Here is a 24,996-nt window from a genome sequence, read left to right on the forward strand (position 1 = left end):
CCCCAACTTGCATTGTCTGTAGAAATTGGTGTTCTAATTTCTCTATGTTGGGGCCCCATCAACTACTGTCAATATAGCATTGTAGAGCCTAGGACTTTGATTTTATGTCCTGGGCTCGTTTTTTGCGTTTCAACATAACTTTTAGTAAGTTATTATAAGATCTATCAAGGAAGTGATGTTATGAAAGTCCAAATTTATCAATTACCGATTATTTTTGGAGATAGTTCTAAAAATGAAACTCAAATAACACAATGGTTCGAAAAAAATATGAATGCTGAAGTAGATGTAGTCGTTTTACCTGAAATGTGGAATAATGGCTATGATTTAGAGCATTTAAATGAAAAAGCAGATAATAATCTAGGACAAAGTTTTTCATTTATTAAACATTTAGCTGAAAAATATAAAGTCGATATCATAGCTGGGTCAGTTTCTAACATTAGAAACAATCAAATATTTAATACAGCTTTTAGTGTGAATAAAGGTGGCCAGCTGATTAATGAATACGACAAAGTTCATTTAGTTCCTATGTTAAGAGAGCATGAATTTTTAACCGCTGGCGAAAACGTAGCTGAACCCTTTCAATTGTCTGACGGTACTTATGTGACCCAACTTATCTGTTATGATTTACGTTTTCCAGAATTATTAAGATATCCTGCTCGTAGTGGTGCTAAAATTGCATTTTATGTGGCGCAATGGCCTATGTCACGACTTCAACATTGGCATTCATTACTAAAGGCACGTGCAATTGAAAATAATATGTTTGTTATTGGAACTAATAGCACTGGGTTCGATGGTAACACAGAATATGCTGGTCATTCGATAGTTATAAATCCAAATGGAGATTTAGTTGGAGAATTAAATGAATCCGCAGATGTTTTGACTGTAGATTTAAACTTAAATGAAGTAGAACAGCAACGCGAAAATATACCTGTATTTAAAAGTATTAAATTAGATTTGTATAAATAAGAAGCGCCTGAAATAATATTTAACACATGTCATGACTAAACATAGATTTATGAGAGATTTTTCATAAGTCTATGTTTATTTTTTTATAATAGATAACTCAGTAAGAACCAATTTCACACTTAGCAAATGAATGATTTTCTTAATTAAATTGATTATTTTTTTGACCTTTTCCAACATTAGAATTATTCATATATTTTAACGGTGGATCTCATAATGAGGATTAACTCATCCCTTCTTTATTACAATAAAAAAAGGCCGCGAGCTTGGGAGGGGCTCACGACCATACTTATTATTAAGGGAATGTTTTACAGTTATTTTTTCAATCTATTTTTGGGGATGTTATTAATTATGAAAAAAATTTTATTTATCAAATAATGATAAATCGATGTTGTTTACGATAGCTTACATGCTAGAAATAATTATCTGTAATGATAATTAAGAAAAATACATAGCACTGAGTCCAAGGAAACTAACTCTACTAGCAAATGTTACTCACTTGCTAATTTTACATGGTTATTAAGTTGGGATGGCTTAATAACTCATACTTTTAGTACTATACGAAGATAACAAATTTACAATGAAAGTAATTAATTATTCATCTTATTTTTTAGTGAATTTGTTCACTGTGTCGATAATCCATTTTACTAAGTCACCGATTGTTGAAATGATATCTTGTGCCATTGAAATCACTCCTTCCTTAATTAAGATAAAAATTCTTAAAATTAAACAACTCATCAACTATTTTCCATCACATCTCTGTGATCTAGTTATATTAAAACATGCTATAAGCATTTATTTTCCATTTTTTCTTAACTAGTCGTTTTTTATTCTTAACTGTAAATTTTTTTATGTTAAAATATTAAATACAAATTACATTTAACAGTTAAGTATTTATTTCCTACAGTTAGGCAATATAATGATAAAAGATTGTACTAAATCGTATAATAACAGTGAGGAGAGTGGTGTAAAATTGAATTATTTTGATAACAAAATTGACCAGTTTGCCACGTATCTTCAAAAGAGAAATAACTTAGATCATATTCAATTTTTGCAAGTACGATTAGGGATGCAGGTCTTAGCTAAAAATATAGGAAAACTGATTGTTATGTATACGATTGCCTATATTTTAAACATTTTTCTCTTTACGTTAATTACGAATTTAACATTTTATTTAATAAGAAGACATGCTCATGGTGCCCATGCACCTTCTTCCTTTTGGTGTTATGTAGAAAGTATTATATTATTTATACTTTTACCTTTAGTAATAGTAAATTTTCATATTAACTTTTTAATTATGACTATTTTGACGTTTATTGCTATTGGTTTGATAATTAAATATGCTCCTGCAGCAACTAAAAAGAAACCTATTCCCGTTCGACTTATTAAGCGAAAAAAATATTACGCAATTATTGTTAGTTTAATCTTTTTCATTATCACACTTATCATCAAAGAACCATTTGCCCAATTTATTCAATTAGGCATCATAATAGAAGCCATTACTTTACTACCTATTTTCTTTATTAAGGAGGACTTAAAATGAATACATTATTTAATTTATTTTTTGATTTTATTACTGGGATTTTAAAAAACATTGGTAACATCGCAGCTTATAGTACATGCGACTTCATAATGGATGAAGTTGAAGTACCTAAAGAATTAACTCAATTACACGAATAATAAAAATAGAAAGTGTGATAGTAGGTGGAATTATTAAATAGTTATAATTTTGTTTTATTCGTATTAACTCAAATGATATTAATGTTTACAATACCAGCTATAATTAGTGGTATTAAGTACAGTAAACTTGATTATTTTTTCATTATAGGAATTTCGACATTATCTTTATTTCTATTTAAAATGTTTGATAGCGCGTCCTTAATCATTTTAACTTCATTCATTATTATAATGTATTTTGTCAAAATCAAATGGTATTCTATTTTGTTGATTATGACTTCACAGATTATTCTGTACTGTGCTAACTACATGTATATAGTTATATATGCATATATCACCAAAATTTCTGATAGTATATTTGTAATATTCCCTAGCTTTTTTGTAGTTTATGTGACTATTAGTATACTATTCTCATATATAATAAATAGAGTTCTCAAAAAAATCAGCACACCATATCTAATACTAAACAAAGGATTTTTAATAGTTATTTCGACTATCTTACTGCTTACTTTTTCATTATTTTTCTTTTATTCACAAATAAACTCGGATGAAGCTAAAGTAATAAGGCAGTATTCTTTTATTTTTATTGGTATCACTATATTTTTAAGTATATTAACATTTGTTATTTCTCAATTTCTACTTAAAGAGATGAAATATAAACGTAATCAAGAAGAAATTGAAACCTATTATGAATATACATTGAAGATTGAAGCTATCAACAACGAAATGCGCAAGTTCCGTCACGATTATGTCAATATCTTAACAACGCTTTCAGAATTCATTCGAGAAGATGACATGCCTGGCCTACGTGATTATTTCAATAAAAATATTGTACCTATGAAAGACAATTTACAAATGAATGCTATAAAATTAAATGGTATTGAGAATCTTAAAGTACGTGAGATTAAAGGCTTAATCACAGCTAAAATTTTACGCGCCCAAGAAATGAATATACCGATTAGTATCGAAATACCCGATGAAGTAAGTAGCATTAATTTGAATATGATCGATTTAAGTCGCAGTATTGGTATTATTCTTGATAATGCAATTGAGGCATCAACTGAAATTGATGACCCTATCATTCGCGTTGCATTTATTGAAAGTGAAAACTCAGTAACGTTTATTGTTATGAATAAATGCGCTGATGATATACCACGCATTCATGAGTTATTCCAAGAAAGTTTTTCTACTAAAGGTGAAGGTCGTGGTTTAGGTCTATCAACTTTAAAAGAAATTGCTGATAATGCAGACAATGTCTTGTTAGATACAATTATCGAAAATGGTTTCTTTATTCAAAAAGTTGAAATTATTAACAACTAGCCATAAGGATGTGAATGTATGAAAATTTTCATTTGCGAAGACGATCCAAAACAAAGAGAAAACATGGTTACCATTATCAAAAATTATATAATGATAGAAGAAAAGCCTATGGAAATTGCCCTCGCAACTGATAATCCTTATGAGGTGCTTGAGCAAGCTAAAAATATGAATGACATAGGCTGTTACTTTTTAGATATTCAACTTTCAACTGATATTAATGGTATCAAATTAGGCAGTGAAATTCGTAAGCATGACCCAGTTGGTAACATTATTTTCGTTACGAGTCACAGTGAACTTACGTATTTAACATTTGTCTACAAAGTTGCAGCGATGGATTTTATTTTTAAGGATGATCCAGCAGAATTAAGAACACGTATTATAGACTGTTTAGAAACTGCACATACACGCTTACAATTATTATCAAAAGATAATAGCGTTGAAACGATTGAGTTAAAACGTGGCAGTAATTCTGTGTATGTTCAATATGATGATATTATGTTTTTTGAATCATCAACTAAGTCACACAGACTCATTGCGCATTTAGACAATCGTCAAATTGAATTTTATGGTAATTTAAAAGAACTGAGTCAATTAGATGATCGCTTCTTCAGATGTCATAATAGCTTTGTCGTCAATCGCCATAATATTGAATCTATTGATTCGAAAGAGCGAATTGTCTATTTTAAAAATAAAGAACACTGCTATGCATCGGTGAGAAACGTTAAAAAAATATAATAAGATAATAAAGTCAGTTAACGGCGTATTCAATTGTAAATCTTGTTGGATTTTAACAAGATAACTAGCAAATGCACTGTATAGCTGGCTTTTTATTTTTAATAACAACATTAAATATGACGCGTGAATTAAAAAATGATGTAACGTTTCTTTGTATACCTATTCCTATTACTACATAATTTATCAATTTCTATTTCACTCTACAATCCTATGGCGCAATTTTTAACAAAATATACTAAATTTGAAATCGACAGTTTCCTTAAATAAAATGCTACATTTTCTTACCCAATGAATCTTATTTTGCTCGCAAAAAAACAGTGTGGCACAAGATTCAACTTGTTTCCTACACTGTTTTATAAATGAATTATTTAAAATGCTTGTTCAACCTCTTGTAATGTTGGCAAACTATTAATAGCACCATACTTCGTTGTCACTATTGCAGCAACGCTATTGCTAAACGCTAAAATTTCCTCACCTTCATTTTCAAATAACTGAGTTAAATTTAACACATCGGTTGCTAAAATCCTGCTAATAGCTGCACCAATAAAGGCATCCCCTGCCCCAGTTGTATCAACAGGTTTTACCTTATAGCCACTATGATAATGATTAATACCATTTTTCAAATATATGGCAGCACCATCTGCTCCCTTCGTATAAATGACTACAGTAACATTACCTTTAAATAATGATTGAATGGCTTCATTTTCATCATCAATATCTGTAATAAATTCTAATTCTTCATCTGAAACTTTTACAATATGTGCCAATGGCAAAAAGGTATGAATAGTTTGTCTTAAATCTTCAGCGTTATCCCATAATGGCAATCTTACATTAGGATCAAATACGACAGTACCATTTGCATTTAATGTTTTGGTAATCAATTGATAATGCGCATCTCTCATCGGACTATCGACCAAATCAACAGAACAAAAATGTACTACATCGTTTTCATTCACATCAATATCATTCACAAAACTTGGTTCAAATAACATATCAGCAGAGGGCTTACGATAAAAAGAAAAATCTCGCTCGCCCGCTTCAGTCAAACTCACAAAAGCTAATGCAGTGTTTGCTTCATTCGTGCGATACACGTTTGATACATCTACACCAATACTTGAAATCGTTTCAACAATGCTATCTCCAAATGCATCATTACCTAATTGTGTAATCATATGCGCTTGTTGTCCTAACTTTTGAACTGTACAAGCTACATTGCATGGCGCGCCACCAATTTGCTTCGTAAATGTTTGAACATCTTTTAAATTCGCATTTGTAATATTTGGAATAAAATCAATTAACGCTTCTCCTATTGAAAATAAACGTCTCATTTATGTTCATCCTTTAAATCATATTTAGTAAATTGTAAATATACTTGCCCTGATTCTGTTGATGTTTTAATACCTAGTGCGTCTTCTGTCGGGAAAATTCGAGATGTCAAAACACGTTCCCCATCATTACAGAAAATTTCTATACTAGATGTATCAACAAAAATTTGTAATTGCTTTAATGGCGTGTCTAATATTGTACTACGCGTCGTACCTTCAACATTTGTCGGCAATAAACCACTGTCGCTGCGATCTAATGTTATTTTATTTTCACGCTTGTTATAAGCGATTAATGTTGAAGAAGTCTTAGACGTACGTAATTCAAAGTACACTTCGGTAGCATCATTGTCCAAAATATCTATGATTAATTCATACTGTTTACCTTCGTACGGATGTAATTTTCGAGTAAATTTATTTGCGTAGCCTAATGCTGTCTCTTTATTGTGACGTAATTTTTCCAACGCTGGATATGGACGTTGCTTAAGTTGACCATTTTCTACATTTAATACACGAGGAATTGTTAAGCAATGGGCCCATCCTTCATTATCAGTAGGATATTCGATTTCCGGTAACCCCATCCATCCAATTAGTACTCGTCGGCCTTTTTCATCTAAAAATGTTTGAGGTGCATAGAAATCAAAGCCATTATCAAGCTCGACAAAATTTTCATGTTCATATGTTAACTTTTCAATATCAAACGTTCCAAGTATATAACCACTTTGATAAATATTGTTGAACTGATCGTCTTTTGGTTCAATACCTTGTGGACAAATAAGTATGACATCTTGATTATCTACATTAAAGTAATCTGGGCATTCCCACATATATCCAAAATCATCTAACTCTGTATTTATTTCACCTAAATAATGCCAATTAATTATATCTTCAGTATTATAAAGTAATAATCGACCTTGCTGATCATTATTTTGTGCGCCAATGATCGCATAATATTTCTCACCATATTTAAAAACTTTAGGATCTCTAAAATGACTCGTATATCCTTCTGGTTGCTGGCTAATTACTGGCTTTGGAAACTTTTCAACTGAACCGTCTTCTTTCAATCGTGCGATCATTTGACTCGCATGGCGTTGCCAATGATTATCTCGATGATTTCCTGTGTACATATAATATAAATGCCCGTTATATTCAAAAGCACTACCGCTATATACACCATGGCTGTCATATTTAGTATCTGGATTTAAAATTGGCCCTTCAGCTTTAAAGTTTATTAAGTCATCACTCGTGTAGTTATACCAATACTTTAAGCCATGTACTGCGCCTAATGGGAACCATTGATGTGAAACATAATACTTTCCTTTATAAAAAATAAGTCCGTTGGGATCGTTTAATAAGCCCGTTTCTGGTTGTATATGAAATTGTTGACGAAATTTTGATTGATCAACTTGTTGTTTTAATGTTTTAAAATACTCAGTATCAACGTCCTCGATTCGTTGATAACGTTCTTCTCTAGTCCATTCGGTCATAATATTTACCCAGTCCTCCTTTTATAATTTATGCTGTTAACAATTTATATTCTATTATAGCAAATTTTACCTACGTTCTTTAACTTTTAACCTATCCATTTATACTTTTATGGTATCGGTTCCACATTTATTTTAAAAAATACAGCGTCTAAATATTAACATCTACTGTGACGCTATATGGCATATCTTGCTTTTTAAGCATCTGTTGTATCTCTTCCATCGCGCATTTGCCAGCTTCAAAATAATTATAATGAATTGTTTTTATCGATGGAGACACTAATTGTGTCATTGGGTCACCACCAAAACCATATATTTGATGTGGTTTCATAACATCTTTTTTATCAGAATAATATTTATAGGCAGCTAATGCAATCGTATCAGTTGCACCAACAACCGCATCTACTTGCTCCACATTTTCCAAAACATTTGCAACATCTTTTTGTGCTTCCACATAAGTAAAATTTGTTTCATGTATATTAGGTTTAATTTGATATTTGGCTAACTGGTCAAGTAAACCACGTTTTCTATGTATACCAACTGCAATATCTTTTTCACTCACACTAAACACTTCAACTTGTTGATATCCCTGTTGACCAATCCATTCACCTATAATTTGACCTGCTTTATAATCATCATGCACAATACTATGAAGTTGTTCATGTTGTTGACCAACAATAACGATTGGTACATTCATTTTATTAATGACTTCAATATGTTTTTCTGTTATGTCTGTAGCCATTAAAACAATACCATCTACTTTACTGCGTGCTAATGTTTCAAGCGCTTGTATTTCTGCTTCGATATTTAAACCTGTATAATTTAAAATTAATTGTGATTCATATTTTTGGCATTGTTTTGCCAATCCTTTGATTGTTTCATCTACTGCATATGAATTCATTCTAGGTATAATGGCACCAATAAGGTGTGTTTGTCTCGCTCTTAAGCTTTGAGCAAATTGATTCGGTTGATAGTCATGCTCTGCTATAATTTTTGTTAATTTTTCACTTGTTTTTTTACTTATAGATCCATTATTTAAAAATCTAGATACTGTACTTTTTGAAACGCCTGCCAATTTGGCAATATCAGATATATTTTTCATACTTATTCACCTATCATTATTTATGACACTTAGCCTTATTTTAGCATATGTGTAACCGCTTTAAATAATATTTCTGCTTCTTTCATAAAAAGATTTCAAAATAAAATTTCTGTATAACAAAATGTCCCAACATCAACCTTTAGTTAAATGTCAGGACAATGAATATTCTATGTATATATAAATCTAATATCGAATATGTTTATTGAATCTATTTAGCTCACCTTCAAAGTAAGCATGTTCACCGTGAACAATCTTGTCTAATCCTATATTCGTTTCCTGTTCCGTAACAGATAATGGTGTAATTAATTTAATTACTTTCGCAATAATAAACGTCATGACGATACTAAAAATTACAACTGCTGTTACACATAATATTTGTACAAGTACAATATGTATGTCACCAGTATAAATAAAGCCATTCTCAATGTCAGGATTTGCCTTTTTACTTTGGAAAAAGGCTGTTAATACTGCACCAATAATACCACCAACACCATGAATACCAAATGCATCTAATGCATCATGATATTTTAGTTTTACCTTGATGTAATTAATAACGATATAGCAACAGATACCTCCTATTAAAGCCATGATTGTTGCACTAAGATATGTTACATATCCAGCTGCAGGTGTAATAACAACTAATCCTGCTAATGCACCGAGTAAAAGTCCAAGTAAACTTGTCGTCTTTTTAAAAATATATTCTAAAATTAACCAACCAATAGCCCCGGCACTGGCAGAAATAACTGTATTCGTAAATGCAAGCATTGCAATTTGATCAAATGTAAAAGCACTGCCAACATTAAATCCATACCAACCAATCCACACGAATATACCGCCAATCAAAGTAATGATAAGATTATGTGGTGTTGATTCAGAATGTTTATTTCCTTTTCCAATCATTATAGCTAATACTAAACCAGAAACACCTGATGTAATATGAACAACTGTACCTCCAGCGAAATCTAATACACCGAGTTTGTTAATCCAACCTCCGCCCCAAACCCAATGTGCTACTGGACTGTATACAAGAGCAGTCCATATTACTACGAATAATAAATAAGGAATAAACTTCATTTTCTCAGCAATTGAACCAGATAAAATTGAGATTGCAATCGTACAAAACATCATTTGGAATAACATAAATAATGCCAATGGAATATGCGGGCTAATATCTTCTTGTGTCGCGAAACCTACATGATTAAGAAATGTATATTCCCAGTTACCAAACCATAAACTACCTTCCCCAAAACTAATTGTAAAACCTACTGTAACCCAAACAAATGTAACCAGCACAATCGCTGCCATACTTTGCATAACAGTATTTAATGCATTTTTAGATTGAACTAAACCGCCATAAAATAAACTTAATCCAGGCGTCATTAGCCAAACTAGCAATGTACATAAAAACATAAATTTTGTATCGTTAAGATTCATACTTACCACTCCCTTGTTTTCATAATAATCTGATAATTTACAAAAAGCAAAATTGCGTAAAGTTTTATTACATCTTTTGGAATAAAATGTATCACGCTATATAAAAAATGATTTCATGAACTAAAACAAAAAAGACTACTTACTCGCTTTTAAAGTAGCGGAAGTAGCCCTAGACGCTAATATCTATTTTATTGTTAAAATGATATCGTTAAACTTTTTGAATTGTAATTGTTCATGAAGCATTATCAATTTGTTCATAGTTTGTTACAGGATATCCATTTTCTGCAGCCCAATTTGGAATAGCTTCCGTCGCTTGCGTGCAATCAAAATCAATTTTTAATTCATCTCCAGATTGCAATGTTGCCATTTTCTTTTGCGCTTCAATTAACGGAAATGGACATACCATTCCTACTGTACCTAATTCGTGTATCATAATTATTTCTCCTTTTCCAATCACTTTTATTTGATCAACATCATTGGCATATTAATCTTCTATACTATTTGCGTTTGCTGTTGGGCCTTTGCAGATTGTTGTTTTACTTTTTTCATTGGACGAACAAAGATAAAATGACTCATTGTCCATACCCCAACTATCATCGATGCTAGCGCAATCCATCCTTGCCAAGTCATCGTTGCCGTTTCAACCAAACCGTTACCGATAGAACAACCACCAGCAACTGACGCACCAAATCCCATACATATGCCACCAATAGCACTGTTTCGTATTGTAATCTTGTCTGGCAATCGCCATTTAAATTCTCTTGATCCTCTAGCTGCAATATATGAACCAATGAAAATTCCTAGAACTAAAAAGACACCCCAATCAATAAATTTAGTTTCACCTGTAATCAAAAAGTGTACTAAATTTGCTGATGGTGTTGTTATACCTAAACCGTCATTTCTTCCAGTTGATACACTCATTGGCCAAGCTAAGAGTGCGATAAGTCCAATTGCAATTGCTGCAATAAATGGATGGTATCGTTTTTCGAAAAGGTAATATCTAATACCTGTATAACGTTGCTTTAGTTTTGGAAAAGCAACTCGAACTTTCTTATTATTGAGCGTTCTTACAACTAGAAAAATGGTGATTATAGTTAATATAACGACTAATCCCCAAAACGGAATGCCCGTTGTTTGGGACATATCACTATTTACATTCGTTGGTTGATTAATTTTATCCATTACTGGCTTTAAAATCCCTGTTTTAGTGATTGCTGCAGTAACAGCATATAATACTAATGCAATCCAACTACCAATTAGCCCTTCCCCAGCGCGATACCAAGTACCTGTTGCACACCCTCCAGCCAATACTATTCCAATTCCAAAAATAAAAGAACCTATAACTGTTCCCAATATTGGAAAACTATGTGCAGGAATTTGTAAAATACTTGTTGCCGTCAAAATCAATAATCCTATACTTTGAATAGTAATAGCGATTAATAATGCATAGAACATCTTATTATTCTTTTGCACATACATATCTCGAAAGCCACCTGTTAAACAAAATCTTGTTCTTTGCATCACAAAACCTAAGAGTCCCCCGACAATTAAGCCACTAAAAATCATCCACATAATCCTAACCCCCTCATTTCCGATAAGTTTAGTATGTATTATAGGTGATGGTTTTCTAGTTTTCAACCTTATACACAACATTTTTGATATTTATATTATGTTCATATAAGAAATGCGATTAATTACGATTCATCTTTATATCTCTACGTGATAATTTATTAACCTATACATATTTATCAACACAACAGTTTTTCCTTTCATTTTCAAACATAACAGAAAAAGCCTGAGACATACTTAGTCCCAGACTGTTCTATAATTAATTAAAGATATAACAAGGGTAATCATTCAAAGCTAACATCACATTTATTCACTGTAATTTTTCATAAAGAATAATAATGACTGTAATTCTATACCTAAGTCAATTTGATGTACTTGCACATCTGAAGGCGTATTAATTCTACCAGGAGTGAAGTTTAAAATACCTTTCACACCAGCTTGGACGAGTTCATCTGCAACTTTCTGTGCAACTCTTTCTGGTGTAGTTAGAATCACAACATCTATTTCTTCCTTCTTCAATGTTGTTACTAATTCATCGTTATCTTTTACAATAACGTTCCCTATTTTCTGGCCAATAACATCTTCTTTTACGTCAAACGCTTCTGTAATCGTCATATCGTCATGTATTGAAAAGTTATATGTGAGCAAAGCTTTCCCTAGGTTCCCAACTCCGACAATTGCGATTTTGATCATGTCACTCTCGCTTAGTTCAGATTTAAAGAAATCCAATAAACTATCTATATTATATCCGTACCCTTTTTTACCTAATTCGCCAAAATATGAAAAGTCACGACGAATTGTTGCCGAGTCAATTTGTAACGCATCGCTAATCGCTTTTGAATTTACACGATCTATACCTTTAGATTTTAATGAACTGACAAATCTATAATATAACGGCAAACGTTTTAAAGTTGCTCGAGGAATTTTAACTTGGTCACTCATTCGCTATTTCCTCCTTCGTGTTTGAATGAATTATATCTATGTATTCAAACGAGTTAGAGCGTAATTGTTAGATTATTAAAAAACAAATAATTGATTACAATGAATACCTAAATATTATACATTATTGAATTTTAAAAATAAATATCTTAGTTTCAAGACGGCGTTTTATACTGTAAAATGGTTATTAATGTAATAATTACGACTTTTATCATAAGTTAATAAAATTTGAGAAAGACGAAAGGTGAAGATCGAATGATACTTTTACAACTCAATCATATATCAAAATCGTTCGATGGTGAAGATATATTTACTGATGTTGATTTTGAAGTAAAAACTGGTGAACGAATTGGTATCGTAGGAAGAAATGGCGCCGGTAAATCAACATTGATGAAAATTATAGCTGGCGTAGAAAACTATGATTCTGGAAATGTGTCAAAAATTAAAAACTTAAAACTAGGTTACTTAACTCAACAAATGACTTTAAATTCTAATGCAACAGTTTTTGAAGAAATGTCAAAACCATTTGAACATATTAAACGAATGGAAAGCTTAATCAAAGAAGAAACCGATTGGTTATCAAAACATGCAAATGATTACGATAGTGATACATATAAAACACATATGTCCCGTTATGAATCTTTATCGAATCAATTTGAACAATTAGAAGGATATCAATATGAAAGTAAAATTAAAACAGTACTTCACGGGTTAAATTTTAGTGAAGAAGATTTCAATAAACCTATCAATGATTTTAGCGGTGGCCAAAAAACACGTTTATCTTTAGCTCAAATGCTATTAAATGAACCTGATTTATTACTTTTAGATGAACCTACTAACCACTTAGATTTAGAAACGACAAAGTGGCTTGAAGATTATCTACGTTATTTTAAAGGTGCAATCGTCATCATCAGCCATGATCGTTACTTTTTAGATAAAATAGTTACTCAAATTTATGATGTGGCTTTAGGTGATGTCAAACGCTATGTTGGTAATTACGAGGAATTTATACAGCAACGGGATTTATATTATCAAAAACGAATGCAAGAATATGAAAGTCAACAAGCAGAAATAAAACGATTAGAAACTTTTGTTGAGAAAAATATTACCCGTGCTTCAACAAGTGGAATGGCAAAAAGTAGACGTAAGATTTTAGAAAAAATGGAACGCATTGATAAACCAATGTTAGATGCCAAAAGTGCAAATATTCAATTTGGCTTTGACCGGAATACAGGTAATGACGTCATGCATGTAAAAAATTTAGAAATCGGTTATCAAACTGCAATTACCAAACCTATCAGTATAGAGGTCTCTAAAGGCGATCATATAGCAATCATTGGGCCAAATGGTATTGGAAAATCGACCTTAATTAAAACTATTGCTAATCAACAAAAAGCGCTTAATGGCGATATTACTTTTGGCGCAAATTTACAAATTGGTTATTATGATCAAAAGCAAGCAGAATTTAAATCTAGTAAAACGATTTTAGATTATGTGTGGGATCAATATCCGTTAATGAATGAAAAAGATATTCGTTCAGTTCTTGGACGTTTCTTATTTGTACAAGACGATGTTAAAAAGATAATTAATGATTTATCTGGTGGTGAAAAAGCACGTTTACAACTAGCACTACTTATGTTGCAGCGTGACAATGTACTTATTTTAGATGAACCTACCAACCACCTCGATATAGATTCAAAAGAAATGTTAGAACAAGCACTCCAACATTTTGAAGGAACAATACTATTTGTTTCCCATGATCGTTACTTTATTAACCAATTAGCAAACAAGGTATTTGATTTAACAATTGATGGCGGAAAGATGTATTTAGGAGATTATCAATATTACATTGAAAAAGTTGAGGAAGCGGAAGCGTTGAAAGCGCACCAAGAAGAACAGTCAGTTAACGTACAAGCACATGAAAAGTCTATGGAACAATCGTCGTATCATAACCAAAAAGAACAAAGACGTGAACAACGTAAACTTGAACGACAAATATCCGAGTGTGAAAATGAAATAGAAACTTTAGAGACTACTATCTTACAAATTGACGAGCAATTAACCCAACCAGAAGTTTATAACAATCCACAAAAAGCAAACGAATTAGCTATCCAAAAACAAGATAGCGAACAAAAATTAGAACACGCTATGTCTAAATGGGAAGAATTACAACAAAAACTATAAAAATATACATAACTCTAACTGTAAAATCCCTATAGTTAGAGTTATTTTTTTACAAATTTTAAATTTTTTTATTCACAATAAAAACGCTGATATTATAGCTATCCACAGAGTTATCCTAGTTATACACAAGTAAATTAACACTAATCAACCATTTATTTTCTATTTTCCCACCTGATATCCACAATAAATGACGTTATCAACACCTTTTATCCACAAGTTATGCACTCTTTGTTGATAAGTACGCATGTTCTCTATTGACATTGTTTTTATCAAAATTCATTGTTAAGACATTTTCTTTATGAAATAATAATAATATTATTGAAGCATATTTTTATTATTATTCAAAATAAATAAGGAGATAGTTATGAGCACAAATCAAACATTTTTAATATTTGTTATAGCAATTATTCTACTTACATCTGTAATAGGAATTGTTGGACGATACATGAGTCGTCAACGTCTATTAAAATCTATGGAAACATTATGGCAAACGATTTCTCCATTAGAGGCTTTTATCAGACCGAACTCACATTTCGACTATGAGTATAAGCTCTACAAGGATAAATTTGAATCACATTCATTAGTTGATGATAAAACTTGGTCCGATTTAAATATGAATGCAATTTTTCATAAGATGAATTATAATTTAACAGCTATTGGCGAAATGAAACTATATGCCTGTTTACGTGGAATGCTTTCAATTACGAACAAATCATTACTTAGTTTAATTAATGATAATGCTGAATTTAGAAAAAACGTAACATATCATTTAGCTTTGATAGGTAAAACTGTTTATCCAACATTTCCAGACCAAATCACACCGGTAAAACGTCAAAATATATTGTTTCTATGCCCGTTTTTACCAGTTATCTCATTTGTAGTTATATTTATTAATTCACAAGTTGGTATTTTATTATTTCTTATGAGTTGCCTATTTAATATCATTTTATCTGCAACTTTAAAGCGTACATATGAGGATGACTTAAAGTCTATATTTTATGCATCCAATGTTTTAAAAATAGGCTATACTATCTCAAAAATTAGATATGCTCCACAACCCGAAGTCAATTTTAAGCAATTTAGAACAGCACGTCATTTAACGAGTGTTTTAGCTGAAGTTAATGATGAAGATATCGGAGCTATGGTAATTAAACTAGTTAAACTTATTTTCATGCTTGATTATGTTTTATTCCATTCAATTCAAAAAAGCTATACAACACATATGAATGAGCTAAAAAATTGTTTCGATTACATAGCTGAATTAGATAATCATTATGCATTAGCAATGTATCGTAGAACGCTAGAATGCTATACTGAACCACAAATTGATGATTCAAATGATGGTATAGTATTCTCTGATTTAACACATCCACTCATAGCAGATGCAGTAGCCAATGATTTCTCACTATCACAAAATATACTGTTAACTGGGTCTAATGCTTCAGGTAAATCAACATTTATGAAATCCATAGCAATAAACATCATTCTTGCATCGGCTATACAAACAGTTACCGCAAGCAAATTTGTATATCAACCTGGAATTGTGTTCACGTCAATGGCAAATGCCGATGATGTGTTATCAGGCGATAGTTATTTTATGGCTGAATTAAAATCTATTAAGCGTATTGTTGAAATTTCAGATAATCAAAAAATATACTGCTTTATAGATGAAATTTTTAAAGGTACCAACACAACTGAACGAATTGCCGCTTCAGAATCAGTACTATCATTTTTACATGAAAAATCTAACTTTAGAGTTATTGCAGCAACACATGATATTGAGTTAGCTGAACTCTTAAAACAACGTTATGAAAATTATCATTTCAATGAGGTAATAGAAAATAATAACATACATTTTGATTACAAAATTAAGCCTGGCAAAGCAAATACACGTAATGCCATCGAATTATTAAAAATCACTTCATTTCCAGCAAAAATATATGAACGAGCAAAAGATAATGTTTCCAATGGTTAGCATGAATCTTGAACATCAATCAATGTTCAAGTCGCAACATTGTTATATTGACAGTCTTTGACTAAATGAAAATGCGCTTGTAATAAGTTTTTTCAATACTGGTCAGGGGCCCCAACACAGAAGGTGACGAAAAGTCAGCATACAATAATGTGCAAGTTGGCGGGGCCCCAACATAATAAATCATTAGTGGTTCTTTATCTTTTCTGTCTCACTCCCCTAATTGCAATATAAAAACGTCAGCTATCACATGATAGAAGACTATGAACAGTTTTAATAATGTTCATCGTAATCATGTTAATAACTGACGTTTATTTTATTCTGCAGAATACTCTTCTAAATCTATATTGCTGTGCCCATTTAATGCTAAATCAGCAAATCGACCTTGCTGATACAAATAGTGGCCGGCAACGCCTATCATTGCAGCATTATCTGTGCATAATTTAGGACTTGGGATAGTTAATTGAATGTCATTGACTTTGCATTGATCCGCTAAAGATTGACGTAATCCTTTATTACTCGCCACGCCACCAGCAACAATTAATCGCTGAACACCATATTCTTTACAAGCTTGAATAGCTTTAAACGTGAGCACTTCTACAACACTATTTTGAAAGCTCGTTGCTACGTTAGCTTCAATGATTGGAATATTTTTTTGTCGTTGATTGTGAAGTTGATTGATTACGGCACTTTTCAACCCACTAAAACTAAAATCATAACTATCTTTATCCAACCAAACACGAGGGAATGAATAAGTATCTTCACCTTCAGCAGCCAACCGGTCAACTTGTGGACCACCTGGATAATTTAAACCAATTGTTCTTGCCACTTTATCATAAGCCTCACCTACTGCGTCATCTCGTGTTTCACCAATGACTTCAAATGTTAAGTGATCTTTCATATAAACTAATTCAGTATGTCCACCTGAAACAATAAGTGCAATTAGCGGGAATGTTAATGGCTCTTCTATGTGATTAGCATATATATGTCCTGCAATATGATGAACAGGAATAAGTGGCTTATCGTAAGCAAATGCCAATGCTTTGGCTGCATTAACACCTATTAGTAACGCACCAATTAATCCAGGGCCTTCTGTAACCGCTATGGCATCAATATCTTCCATTGATACATCGGCATCCACTAGAGCCTCGTTTATTGTTGTTGTTATACCTTCAACGTGATGTCTACTTGCCACTTCGGGAACGACACCGCCAAATCGTTTATGACTTTCAATCTGACTTAAAACTGTATTTGATAAAATATCTCTGCCATTTTTTATAACACTAACGCTTGTTTCATCACAACTTGTTTCAACAGCTAGTATTAATATATCTTTAGTCATTTAAATTCACCCACATAACCATTGCGTCCTCACCTTCACCATAATAATTTTTACGTTTACCACCATATTGAAATCCTAAATTTTCATATACATGTTGTGCCACTTTATTATTAACTCTTACTTCTAAACTCATCACATCACAAGTGTGACTTGCATAGTTTATTCCGTATTTTAAAAGCATTTGACCTAAACCATATCCCCTATAATTATCATCGATTGCAACTGTCGTAATTTGAGCTTGATCGATAACAATCCATAAACCTAAATAACCAATAATTTGTTGTTCAAATTCTAAGACAAAATATTTCGCAAAGTTATTTTGCTCTATTTCATGATAAAATGCGTCAATTGTCCAAGAACTATCATTGAAACTCCGACGCTCAATATCAAAGACTTGTGGCACATCTTCTTTGGTCATCGCTCTAATATTTAATTGTTCTTTTGACTGTTGATCCAATTTCGTTCCGCCTCAGCTAATTTATGGTATTTAGGAGTAAATGTATGTACGTCTGAAGGTTTATCTATCAATTGATACATGACTGATGCATTTGGTAGCTGCGCAATCACATCACCTTGCAATTCATATTGTAATTTTACAGTATCTTTCCCAATATAAATAAATGGTTGGTTTAAATCTTCTAAAAAAGCTCGCAATGCTTCTATCGACATATATTGATCTTCTAAAATAGTCACTAATTGACCATTTTGCCACTGGAATATGCCTGCATAAACTGCTTGTCTTCTTGCATCAAACACAGGAACCAATAATTTATCAGTATGATCGATTGTTGCTGCCAATGCCTTTAATGATGAAACACCATATAATTTAACATCTAACGCATACGCTAATGTTTTAGCAACAGTAACACCGATACGTAAGCCAGTATATGAACCAGGACCTTCAGCAACAATAATCGCATCTAATTGCTGTTTAGCTATTTTGCTCTGCTCAAATAGCTGACTAATCGCAGGCATTAATTGCACTGAATGATTTTGTTTAGAATCTGTAGTTATTTCAGCTAAAACTTCATCGTTTTGCATCAATGCTACTGATAATGGTTGATTCGATGTATCAATGAGCAGCGAATTCATGGATAATTGCCTCCTTAATTTGTTCATAATGTTCTCCTTGCGCGAACAAGTCAATTTGTCTTGAATTTTCAGATATTGTTGAAATGTTAATAGATAAATGCGTCGCTGGAAGTAAATCTTTTATAAATTGACTCCATTCAATAACAGTAATTGCCTGATCTTCGAAAAATTCATCAAACCCTAAATCTTCATCAGAATCTTCTAAGCGATAACAATCCATATGATGCAATTTTAAATTTTTTCCCCTATATGATTTGATGATGTTAAATGTCGGGGAATTAATCGTACGTCTTACACCAAGAGCTTTTCCTATAAATTGCGTTAACGTTGTTTTACCTGCTCCTAAATCTCCGTTAAGTAAAATCAAATCACCACTTTTCAATTGCTCGACTAAAAACATAGCAAATTGATTCATTTCATCTAAATTATTTATCTTTATCAATGTTGATTCTCCTATATTATGCTTTTCATTCATAAAAATGATTATCCATTGTTCAATCGTATCTAACTTTATATTTAACCTTTATATTGTAACAAATTTCAACTTAAATTTCTTATCTTTGAAACAGATTATCTCTTCAAAGTTAATTGTAAGAAAATTTAAAATATTTGTTGACATACTAAAGCAGATATAGTAAATTAAATTTATCAAATTTTTAGACAATTCTAACTATTAAAGTGATATATACCATTCACGGAAGGAGTATAATAAAATGCTTAATCAATATACTGAACATCAACCGACAACTTCAAATATTATTATTTTATTATACTCTTTAGGACTCGAACGTTAGTAAATATTTACTAAACGCTTTAAGTCCTATTTCTGTTTGAATGGGACTTGTAAACGTCCCAATAATATTGGGACGTTTTTTTATGTTTTATCTTTCAATTACTTATTTTTATTACTATAAAACATGATTAATCATTAAAATTTACGGGGGAATTTACTATGCGAAGCGACATGATCAAAAAAGGAGATCACCAAGCACCAGCAAGAAGTCTTTTACATGCCACGGGCGCGCTAAAAAGTCCAACTGATATGAACAAACCATTTGTAGCTATTTGTAACTCTTATATTGATATTGTTCCTGGACATGTTCACTTGAGAGAGCTTGCAGATATAGCTAAAGAAGCAATTAGAGAAGCCGGTGCCATTCCATTTGAATTCAATACAATTGGTGTTGATGATGGAATAGCTATGGGACATATCGGAATGCGATATTCTCTACCATCACGTGAAATTATTGCAGATGCAGCTGAAACTGTAATTAACGCTCATTGGTTTGACGGCGTATTTTACATTCCTAATTGTGACAAGATTACACCTGGTATGATTTTAGCAGCCATGAGGACAAACGTACCAGCTATCTTTTGCTCTGGTGGACCAATGAAAGCTGGCTTATCTGCACATGGAAAAGCATTAACACTTTCATCAATGTTTGAAGCAGTCGGCGCATTTAAAGAAGGATCGATTTCTAAAGAAGAATTTTTAGATATGGAACAAAATGCCTGCCCTACTTGTGGTTCATGTGCTGGGATGTTTACTGCAAATTCAATGAACTGTTTGATGGAAGTTTTAGGTCTAGCATTACCATACAACGGTACTGCACTTGCAGTCAGTGATCAGCGACGCGAAATGATTCGTCAAGCAGCTTTTAAATTAGTTGAAAATATTAAAAATGATTTAAAACCACGTGATATCGTTACTCGCGAAGCAATTGATGATGCATTTGCACTTGATATGGCTATGGGTGGTTCAACAAACACAGTACTGCATACGTTAGCCATTGCCAATGAAGCTGGTATTGATTATGACTTAGAGCGCATTAATGCTATTGCCAAACGCACGCCATATTTATCAAAAATAGCACCTAGTTCATCGTATTCAATGCATGATGTGCATGAAGCTGGTGGCGTCCCAGCAATTATTAATGAATTGATGAAGAAAGATGGCACGTTACACCCAGATAGAATCACAGTTACTGGCAAAACGTTACGTGAAAATAACGAAGGCAAAGAAATTAAGAACTTTGATGTCATTCACCCTCTTGATGCACCATATGATGCACAAGGCGGTTTATCTATCTTATTTGGTAATATCGCCCCTAAAGGCGCAGTTATTAAAGTTGGCGGCGTTGATCCATCTATCAAAACATTTACTGGGAAAGCAATTTGTTTCAATTCGCATGATGAAGCTGTTGAAGCAATAGACAATCGTACCGTTCGTGCAGGCCACGTCGTTGTCATTAGATATGAAGGACCTAAAGGTGGACCAGGTATGCCTGAAATGTTAGCACCTACTTCCTCTATTGTTGGTCGCGGCTTAGGTAAAGATGTTGCATTAATAACTGATGGTCGTTTTTCCGGTGCCACAAGAGGTATTGCAGTTGGTCATATTTCCCCTGAAGCTGCATCTGGTGGACCAATTGCCTTAATTGAAGATGGAGATGAGATTACTATTGATTTAACAAATCGTACATTAAACGTAAACCAGCCTGAAGATGTTCTAGCGCGTCGCCGAGAATCTTTAACACCATTTAAAGCGAAAGTAAAAACAGGTTATCTAGCTCGTTATACTGCCCTAGTAACTAGCGCAAATACAGGTGGCGTCATGCAAGTGCCTGAGAATTTAATTTAATTTATTTTATTTTTATATTGGAGATGGTTAAAATGTCTAAAACTCAACATGAAGTAAACCAAAATATTGACCCTTTAAAAATGGCTGAATCACTTGAACCTGAACAACTAAATGAAAAAACTTTAAATGACATGCGTTCAGGATCAGAAGTGCTAGTAGAAGCTCTACTTAAAGAAAATGTGGATTATTTATTCGGTTATCCTGGTGGTGCCGTACTACCTTTATACGACACATTTTATGATGGTAAAATCAAACATATTTTAGCAAGACACGAACAAGGTGCTGTTCATGCTGCAGAAGGTTATGCACGTGTATCTGGTAAAACTGGCGTCGTTGTAGTTACAAGCGGTCCAGGTGCAACAAATGTAATGACAGGTATTACGGATGCACATTGCGACTCTTTACCTCTAGTTGTATTCACTGGACAAGTTGCTACACCAGGCATTGGTAAAGATGCATTCCAAGAAGCGGATATTCTATCTATGACATCGCCAATTACAAAACAAAATTATCAAGTGAAACGTGTTGAAGATATACCTAAAATCGTACACGAAGCTTTCCATGTAGCTAATTCTGGACGCAAAGGTCCTGTAGTGATTGATTTTCCAAAAGATATGGGTGTTTTAGCTACAAATGTGGATTTATGCGACGAAATCAATATTCCAGGTTATGAAGTTGTTACAGAACCAGAAAATAAAGACATTGACACTTTCATCTCACTTTTAAAAGAAGCGAAAAAACCTGTCGTATTAGCCGGCGCAGGTATTAATCAATCAAAATCAAATCAATTATTGAGACAGTTTGTTAATAAACATCAAATCCCAACAGTTACTACTTTACTAGGTCTAGGTGCTGTACCTTATGAGGATACACTATTTTTAGGTATGGGAGGTATGCATGGTTCTTATGCTAGTAACATGGCATTAACTGAGTGTGATTTACTCATTAATTTAGGTAGCCGCTTCGATGATAGATTAGCAAGCAAACCTGATGCCTTTGCACCTAACGCCAAAATTGTACATGTAGATATTGATCCTTCAGAAATTAATAAAGTTATTCATGTAGATTTAGGTATTATTGCAGACTGTAAAAGATTTTTAGAATGTTTAAATGATAAAAATGTTGAGACTATAGAACACAGTGACTGGGTTAAACATTGTCAAAATAATAAGCAGAAACACCCATTTAAACTTGGTGAAGAAGATCAAGTATTTTGTAAGCCACAACAAACAATCGAATATATCGGCAAAATTACAAATGGTGAAGCAATTGTTACTACAGACGTGGGACAACATCAAATGTGGGCAGCTCAATTTTATCCATTTAAAAATCACGGACAATGGGTTACAAGCGGTGGTTTAGGAACAATGGGATTCGGTATTCCTTCGTCAATTGGTGCCAAATTAGCTAATCCTGATAAAACAGTCGTATGTTTCGTCGGTGACGGTGGTTTCCAAATGACAAACCAAGAAATGGCACTATTACCCGAATATGGTTTAGATGTCAAAATCGTACTAATCAATAATGGAACATTAGGTATGGTTAAACAATGGCAAGATAAGTTCTTTAATCAACGCTTCTCACACTCAGTATTTAATGGTCAACCTGATTTTATGAAAATGGCAGAAGCATATGGCGTCAAAGGTTTCTTAATCGATAAGCCAGAACAACTGGAAGAACAATTAGATGCAGCGTTTGCTTATCAAGGGCCAGCTTTAATTGAGGTTCGTATTTCCCCTACTGAAGCTGTAAACCCAATGGTTCCGAGTGGCAAATCAAATCATGAAATGGAGGGCTTATAATGACAAGAATTCTTAAATTACAAGTTGCGGATCAAGTCAGCACGCTAAATCGAATTACAAGTGCTTTTGTTCGCCTACAATATAATATCGATACATTACATGTTACACACTCTGAACAACCTGGGATTTCTAACATGGAAATTCAAGTCGATATTCAAGATGATACATCACTTCATATTTTAATTAAAAAATTAAAACAACAAATTAATGTTTTAACGGTTGAATGCTACGACCTTGTTGATAACGAAGCTTAATTTTAAGACAAAGGCAATGATGCGCTAATTAGTTATAGATATATCATAGGCTGCTAGTTAACATCTGCCACTATTACAAAGTTATATTTCAGAATTTTCGAAAAACAAAACATTTAATTATTTGGAGGAATTTATTATGACAACAGTTTATTATGATCAAGATGTAAAAACGGACGCTTTACAAGGCAAAAAAATTGCAGTAGTAGGTTATGGATCACAAGGCCACGCGCATGCACAAAACTTAAAAGACAATGGATATGATGTTGTCATCGGTATTCGACCAGGTCGTTCTTTTGACAAAGCTAAAGAAGATGGATTTGATGTGTTCCCTGTTGCAGAAGCAGTTAAGCAAGCTGATGTAATTATGGTGCTATTACCTGATGAAATTCAAGGTGATGTATACAAAAACGAAATTGAACCAAATTTAGAAAAACATAATGCGCTTGCATTTGCTCATGGCTTTAACATTCATTTTGGTGTTATTCAACCACCAGCTGATGTTGATGTATTTTTAGTAGCTCCTAAAGGACCGGGTCATTTAGTTAGACGTACATTTGTTGAAGGTTCTGCTGTACCATCACTATTTGGTATTCAACAAGACGCTTCAGGTCAAGCACGTAATATTGCTTTAAGTTATGCAAAAGGTATTGGTGCAACTCGTGCAGGTGTTATTGAAACAACATTTAAAGAAGAAACTGAGACAGATTTATTTGGTGAACAAGCAGTACTTTGCGGTGGTGTATCGAAATTAATTCAAAGTGGATTCGAAACACTAGTAGAAGCGGGTTATCAACCAGAATTAGCTTATTTTGAAGTATTACATGAAATGAAATTGATCGTTGATTTGATGTATGAAGGCGGTATGGAAAATGTACGTTACTCAATTTCAAATACTGCTGAATTTGGTGACTATGTTTCAGGACCACGTGTTATCACACCAGATGTTAAAGAAAATATGAAAGCTGTATTAACTGATATCCAAAATGGTAACTTCAGTAATCGCTTTATCGAAGACAATAAAAATGGATTCAAAGAATTTTATAAATTACGCGAAGAACAACATGGTCATCAAATTGAAAAAGTTGGTCGTGAATTACGCGAAATGATGCCTTTTATAAAATCTAAAAGCATTGAAAAATAAGATAGACCTACAATGAGGAGTTG

The 24,996-nt window shown here is 32.6% G+C and carries 26 protein-coding genes; 13 read left to right on the top strand and 13 right to left on the bottom strand.

Features of this window, described 5'->3' with window-relative positions; all coding sequences use genetic code 11:
- The first annotated feature begins 180 nt into the window (after positions 1 to 180).
- On the top strand, positions 181 to 966 hold the full coding sequence (locus HMPREF2658_RS07110) for a carbon-nitrogen family hydrolase (protein WP_000867944.1): 786 nt from the start codon (positions 181 to 183) through the stop codon (positions 964 to 966).
- Between the two features lie 600 nt (positions 967 to 1,566).
- Here the strand turns inward: HMPREF2658_RS07110 and HMPREF2658_RS07115 are convergent.
- Positions 1,567 to 1,701, bottom strand: a complete 135-nt coding sequence (locus HMPREF2658_RS07115; protein WP_001549197.1) for a delta-lysin family phenol-soluble modulin — start codon at positions 1,699 to 1,701, stop codon at positions 1,567 to 1,569.
- Positions 1,702 to 1,936: 235 nt separating this feature from the next.
- Here HMPREF2658_RS07115 and agrB point away from each other — a divergent pair, with 235 nt between their 5' ends.
- The 5 genes from agrB (at position 1,937) to HMPREF2658_RS07140 (ending at position 4,874) form a co-directional block, all read left to right on the top strand.
- A complete protein-coding gene (gene agrB / locus HMPREF2658_RS07120) occupies positions 1,937 to 2,506 on the top strand; it encodes an accessory gene regulator AgrB (protein ID WP_001105708.1) in 570 nt (189 codons plus the stop codon).
- Positions 2,503 to 2,643 (top strand): cyclic lactone autoinducer peptide AIP-I precursor, encoded by a 141-nt coding sequence (agrD, locus tag HMPREF2658_RS07125; protein ID WP_001093929.1) that lies wholly within the window; start codon positions 2,503 to 2,505, stop codon positions 2,641 to 2,643. The genes agrB and agrD overlap by 4 nt, the downstream gene beginning before the upstream one ends.
- Before the next feature lie 24 nt (positions 2,644 to 2,667).
- Positions 2,668 to 3,960 carry a quorum-sensing sensor histidine kinase AgrC gene (gene agrC / locus HMPREF2658_RS07130; protein ID WP_001657119.1) on the top strand — a complete coding sequence of 431 codons (1,293 nt, stop codon included), beginning with the start codon at positions 2,668 to 2,670 and terminating at the stop codon, positions 3,958 to 3,960.
- Between the two features lie 18 nt (positions 3,961 to 3,978).
- Positions 3,979 to 4,695, top strand: a complete 717-nt coding sequence (agrA, locus tag HMPREF2658_RS07135) for a quorum-sensing response regulator AgrA (protein WP_000688492.1) — start codon at positions 3,979 to 3,981, stop codon at positions 4,693 to 4,695.
- A 71-nt stretch (positions 4,696 to 4,766) separates the two neighbouring features.
- The gene (locus HMPREF2658_RS07140; RefSeq protein ID WP_031785433.1) at positions 4,767 to 4,874 is read left to right on the top strand and encodes a hypothetical protein; all 108 of its coding nucleotides are present in this window, start codon (positions 4,767 to 4,769) and stop codon (positions 4,872 to 4,874) included.
- 189 nt (positions 4,875 to 5,063) lie between these two features.
- Here HMPREF2658_RS07140 and HMPREF2658_RS07145 read toward each other — a convergent pair whose 3' ends face one another.
- The 7 genes from HMPREF2658_RS07145 to HMPREF2658_RS07175 form a co-directional block, all read right to left on the bottom strand.
- Positions 5,064 to 6,023, bottom strand: a complete 960-nt coding sequence (locus HMPREF2658_RS07145; protein WP_070854289.1) for a carbohydrate kinase family protein — start codon at positions 6,021 to 6,023, stop codon at positions 5,064 to 5,066.
- Complete coding sequence (locus HMPREF2658_RS07150) at positions 6,020 to 7,504, bottom strand: sucrose-6-phosphate hydrolase (RefSeq protein WP_000141419.1); 1,485 nt, start codon at positions 7,502 to 7,504, stop codon at positions 6,020 to 6,022. The genes HMPREF2658_RS07145 and HMPREF2658_RS07150 overlap by 4 nt, the downstream gene beginning before the upstream one ends.
- A 148-nt stretch (positions 7,505 to 7,652) precedes the next feature.
- On the bottom strand, positions 7,653 to 8,603 hold the full coding sequence (locus tag HMPREF2658_RS07155; RefSeq protein WP_000790314.1) for a LacI family DNA-binding transcriptional regulator: 951 nt from the start codon (positions 8,601 to 8,603) through the stop codon (positions 7,653 to 7,655).
- Between the two features lie 183 nt (positions 8,604 to 8,786).
- Positions 8,787 to 10,037 (bottom strand): ammonium transporter, encoded by a 1,251-nt coding sequence (locus HMPREF2658_RS07160; protein WP_001052283.1) that lies wholly within the window; start codon positions 10,035 to 10,037, stop codon positions 8,787 to 8,789.
- A 232-nt stretch (positions 10,038 to 10,269) separates the two neighbouring features.
- The gene (locus HMPREF2658_RS07165; RefSeq protein ID WP_054194522.1) at positions 10,270 to 10,470 is read right to left on the bottom strand and encodes a sulfurtransferase TusA family protein; all 201 of its coding nucleotides are present in this window, start codon (positions 10,468 to 10,470) and stop codon (positions 10,270 to 10,272) included.
- A gap of 59 nt (positions 10,471 to 10,529) precedes the next feature.
- Complete coding sequence (locus tag HMPREF2658_RS07170; RefSeq protein ID WP_000266895.1) at positions 10,530 to 11,609, bottom strand: YeeE/YedE family protein; 1,080 nt, start codon at positions 11,607 to 11,609, stop codon at positions 10,530 to 10,532.
- A gap of 303 nt (positions 11,610 to 11,912) precedes the next feature.
- Positions 11,913 to 12,548, bottom strand: coding sequence for a redox-sensing transcriptional repressor Rex (locus HMPREF2658_RS07175; protein ID WP_001283613.1), 636 nt, complete (start codon positions 12,546 to 12,548; stop codon positions 11,913 to 11,915).
- A 252-nt stretch (positions 12,549 to 12,800) separates the two neighbouring features.
- Between HMPREF2658_RS07175 and HMPREF2658_RS07180 the strand changes: the two genes are divergently transcribed.
- The gene (locus HMPREF2658_RS07180) at positions 12,801 to 14,729 is read left to right on the top strand and encodes an ABC-F family ATP-binding cassette domain-containing protein (RefSeq protein WP_000602061.1); all 1,929 of its coding nucleotides are present in this window, start codon (positions 12,801 to 12,803) and stop codon (positions 14,727 to 14,729) included.
- Between the two features lie 159 nt (positions 14,730 to 14,888).
- Here the strand turns inward: HMPREF2658_RS07180 and HMPREF2658_RS07185 are convergent, their stop codons facing one another.
- Positions 14,889 to 15,002: a hypothetical protein gene (locus HMPREF2658_RS07185; RefSeq protein ID WP_072468947.1), complete on the bottom strand. Its 114-nt coding sequence runs from the start codon at positions 15,000 to 15,002 to the stop codon at positions 14,889 to 14,891.
- A 91-nt stretch (positions 15,003 to 15,093) separates the two neighbouring features.
- On the opposite strand from HMPREF2658_RS07185, the gene HMPREF2658_RS07190 reads away from it, so the two are divergent.
- Complete coding sequence (locus HMPREF2658_RS07190; RefSeq protein WP_000106320.1) at positions 15,094 to 16,704, top strand: MutS family DNA mismatch repair protein; 1,611 nt, start codon at positions 15,094 to 15,096, stop codon at positions 16,702 to 16,704.
- Between the two features lie 313 nt (positions 16,705 to 17,017).
- Here HMPREF2658_RS07190 and tsaD read toward each other — a convergent pair whose 3' ends face one another.
- The 4 genes from tsaD to tsaE are packed head-to-tail and all read right to left on the bottom strand — an operon-like array spanning position 17,018 to position 19,577.
- Positions 17,018 to 18,043 carry a tRNA (adenosine(37)-N6)-threonylcarbamoyltransferase complex transferase subunit TsaD gene (gene tsaD, locus HMPREF2658_RS07195; RefSeq protein ID WP_000159047.1) on the bottom strand — a complete coding sequence of 342 codons (1,026 nt, stop codon included), beginning with the start codon at positions 18,041 to 18,043 and terminating at the stop codon, positions 17,018 to 17,020.
- Positions 18,036 to 18,500, bottom strand: coding sequence for a ribosomal protein S18-alanine N-acetyltransferase (gene rimI / locus HMPREF2658_RS07200; RefSeq protein WP_000372753.1), 465 nt, complete (start codon positions 18,498 to 18,500; stop codon positions 18,036 to 18,038). The genes tsaD and rimI overlap by 8 nt, the downstream gene beginning before the upstream one ends.
- A complete protein-coding gene (gene tsaB, locus HMPREF2658_RS07205; RefSeq protein WP_001086734.1) occupies positions 18,473 to 19,135 on the bottom strand; it encodes a tRNA (adenosine(37)-N6)-threonylcarbamoyltransferase complex dimerization subunit type 1 TsaB in 663 nt (220 codons plus the stop codon). The genes rimI and tsaB overlap by 28 nt, the downstream gene beginning before the upstream one ends.
- Complete coding sequence (gene tsaE / locus HMPREF2658_RS07210; protein ID WP_000590801.1) at positions 19,116 to 19,577, bottom strand: tRNA (adenosine(37)-N6)-threonylcarbamoyltransferase complex ATPase subunit type 1 TsaE; 462 nt, start codon at positions 19,575 to 19,577, stop codon at positions 19,116 to 19,118. Before tsaE ends, tsaB begins: the two co-directional genes overlap by 20 nt.
- A gap of 37 nt (positions 19,578 to 19,614) precedes the next feature.
- On the opposite strand from tsaE, the gene HMPREF2658_RS07215 reads away from it, so the two are divergent.
- From HMPREF2658_RS07215 to ilvC, 5 genes are all read left to right on the top strand, one after another.
- Entirely contained in the window at positions 19,615 to 19,770 is a 156-nt protein-coding gene (locus tag HMPREF2658_RS07215; protein ID WP_001791591.1) for a hypothetical protein, read from the top strand.
- 317 nt (positions 19,771 to 20,087) lie between these two features.
- Entirely contained in the window at positions 20,088 to 21,776 is a 1,689-nt protein-coding gene (ilvD, locus tag HMPREF2658_RS07220; RefSeq protein ID WP_001255780.1) for a dihydroxy-acid dehydratase, read from the top strand.
- 32 nt (positions 21,777 to 21,808) lie between these two features.
- Entirely contained in the window at positions 21,809 to 23,578 is a 1,770-nt protein-coding gene (gene ilvB, locus HMPREF2658_RS07225; protein ID WP_070854291.1) for a biosynthetic-type acetolactate synthase large subunit, read from the top strand.
- Positions 23,578 to 23,832: an ACT domain-containing protein gene (locus HMPREF2658_RS07230; protein ID WP_000196911.1), complete on the top strand. Its 255-nt coding sequence runs from the start codon at positions 23,578 to 23,580 to the stop codon at positions 23,830 to 23,832. The genes ilvB and HMPREF2658_RS07230 overlap by 1 nt, the downstream gene beginning before the upstream one ends.
- Before the next feature lie 136 nt (positions 23,833 to 23,968).
- Positions 23,969 to 24,973 carry a ketol-acid reductoisomerase gene (gene ilvC, locus HMPREF2658_RS07235; RefSeq protein ID WP_000214552.1) on the top strand — a complete coding sequence of 335 codons (1,005 nt, stop codon included), beginning with the start codon at positions 23,969 to 23,971 and terminating at the stop codon, positions 24,971 to 24,973.
- Positions 24,974 to 24,996 lie beyond the last annotated feature (23 nt).

Source organism: Staphylococcus sp. HMSC062H10 (assembly GCF_001836945.1).
GTDB classification, from domain to species: Bacteria; Bacillota; Bacilli; order Staphylococcales; family Staphylococcaceae; genus Staphylococcus; species Staphylococcus aureus.

Bases quoted from the DNA above. Each gene is read 5' to 3' on its own strand.
- HMPREF2658_RS07110 (WP_000867944.1), top strand. From the start codon at position 181: ATGAAAGTCCAAATTTATCAATTACCGATTATTTTTGGAGATAGTTCT.
- HMPREF2658_RS07115 (WP_001549197.1), bottom strand. From the start codon at position 1,701: ATGAGTTGTTTAATTTTAAGAATTTTTATCTTAATTAAGGAAGGAGTG.
- agrD (WP_001093929.1), top strand. From the start codon at position 2,503: ATGAATACATTATTTAATTTATTTTTTGATTTTATTACTGGGATTTTA.
- agrA (WP_000688492.1), top strand. From the start codon at position 3,979: ATGAAAATTTTCATTTGCGAAGACGATCCAAAACAAAGAGAAAACATG.
- HMPREF2658_RS07140 (WP_031785433.1), top strand. From the start codon at position 4,767: ATGCACTGTATAGCTGGCTTTTTATTTTTAATAACAACATTAAATATG.
- HMPREF2658_RS07145 (WP_070854289.1), bottom strand. From the start codon at position 6,023: ATGAGACGTTTATTTTCAATAGGAGAAGCGTTAATTGATTTTATTCCA.
- HMPREF2658_RS07150 (WP_000141419.1), bottom strand. From the start codon at position 7,504: ATGACCGAATGGACTAGAGAAGAACGTTATCAACGAATCGAGGACGTT.
- HMPREF2658_RS07155 (WP_000790314.1), bottom strand. From the start codon at position 8,603: ATGAAAAATATATCTGATATTGCCAAATTGGCAGGCGTTTCAAAAAGT.
- HMPREF2658_RS07160 (WP_001052283.1), bottom strand. From the start codon at position 10,037: ATGAATCTTAACGATACAAAATTTATGTTTTTATGTACATTGCTAGTT.
- HMPREF2658_RS07165 (WP_054194522.1), bottom strand. From the start codon at position 10,470: ATGATACACGAATTAGGTACAGTAGGAATGGTATGTCCATTTCCGTTA.
- HMPREF2658_RS07170 (WP_000266895.1), bottom strand. From the start codon at position 11,609: ATGTGGATGATTTTTAGTGGCTTAATTGTCGGGGGACTCTTAGGTTTT.
- HMPREF2658_RS07175 (WP_001283613.1), bottom strand. From the start codon at position 12,548: ATGAGTGACCAAGTTAAAATTCCTCGAGCAACTTTAAAACGTTTGCCG.
- HMPREF2658_RS07180 (WP_000602061.1), top strand. From the start codon at position 12,801: ATGATACTTTTACAACTCAATCATATATCAAAATCGTTCGATGGTGAA.
- HMPREF2658_RS07190 (WP_000106320.1), top strand. From the start codon at position 15,094: ATGAGCACAAATCAAACATTTTTAATATTTGTTATAGCAATTATTCTA.
- tsaD (WP_000159047.1), bottom strand. From the start codon at position 18,043: ATGACTAAAGATATATTAATACTAGCTGTTGAAACAAGTTGTGATGAA.
- tsaB (WP_001086734.1), bottom strand. From the start codon at position 19,135: ATGAATTCGCTGCTCATTGATACATCGAATCAACCATTATCAGTAGCA.
- HMPREF2658_RS07215 (WP_001791591.1), top strand. From the start codon at position 19,615: ATGATTATCCATTGTTCAATCGTATCTAACTTTATATTTAACCTTTAT.
- ilvD (WP_001255780.1), top strand. From the start codon at position 20,088: ATGCGAAGCGACATGATCAAAAAAGGAGATCACCAAGCACCAGCAAGA.
- ilvB (WP_070854291.1), top strand. From the start codon at position 21,809: ATGTCTAAAACTCAACATGAAGTAAACCAAAATATTGACCCTTTAAAA.
- HMPREF2658_RS07230 (WP_000196911.1), top strand. From the start codon at position 23,578: ATGACAAGAATTCTTAAATTACAAGTTGCGGATCAAGTCAGCACGCTA.
- ilvC (WP_000214552.1), top strand. From the start codon at position 23,969: ATGACAACAGTTTATTATGATCAAGATGTAAAAACGGACGCTTTACAA.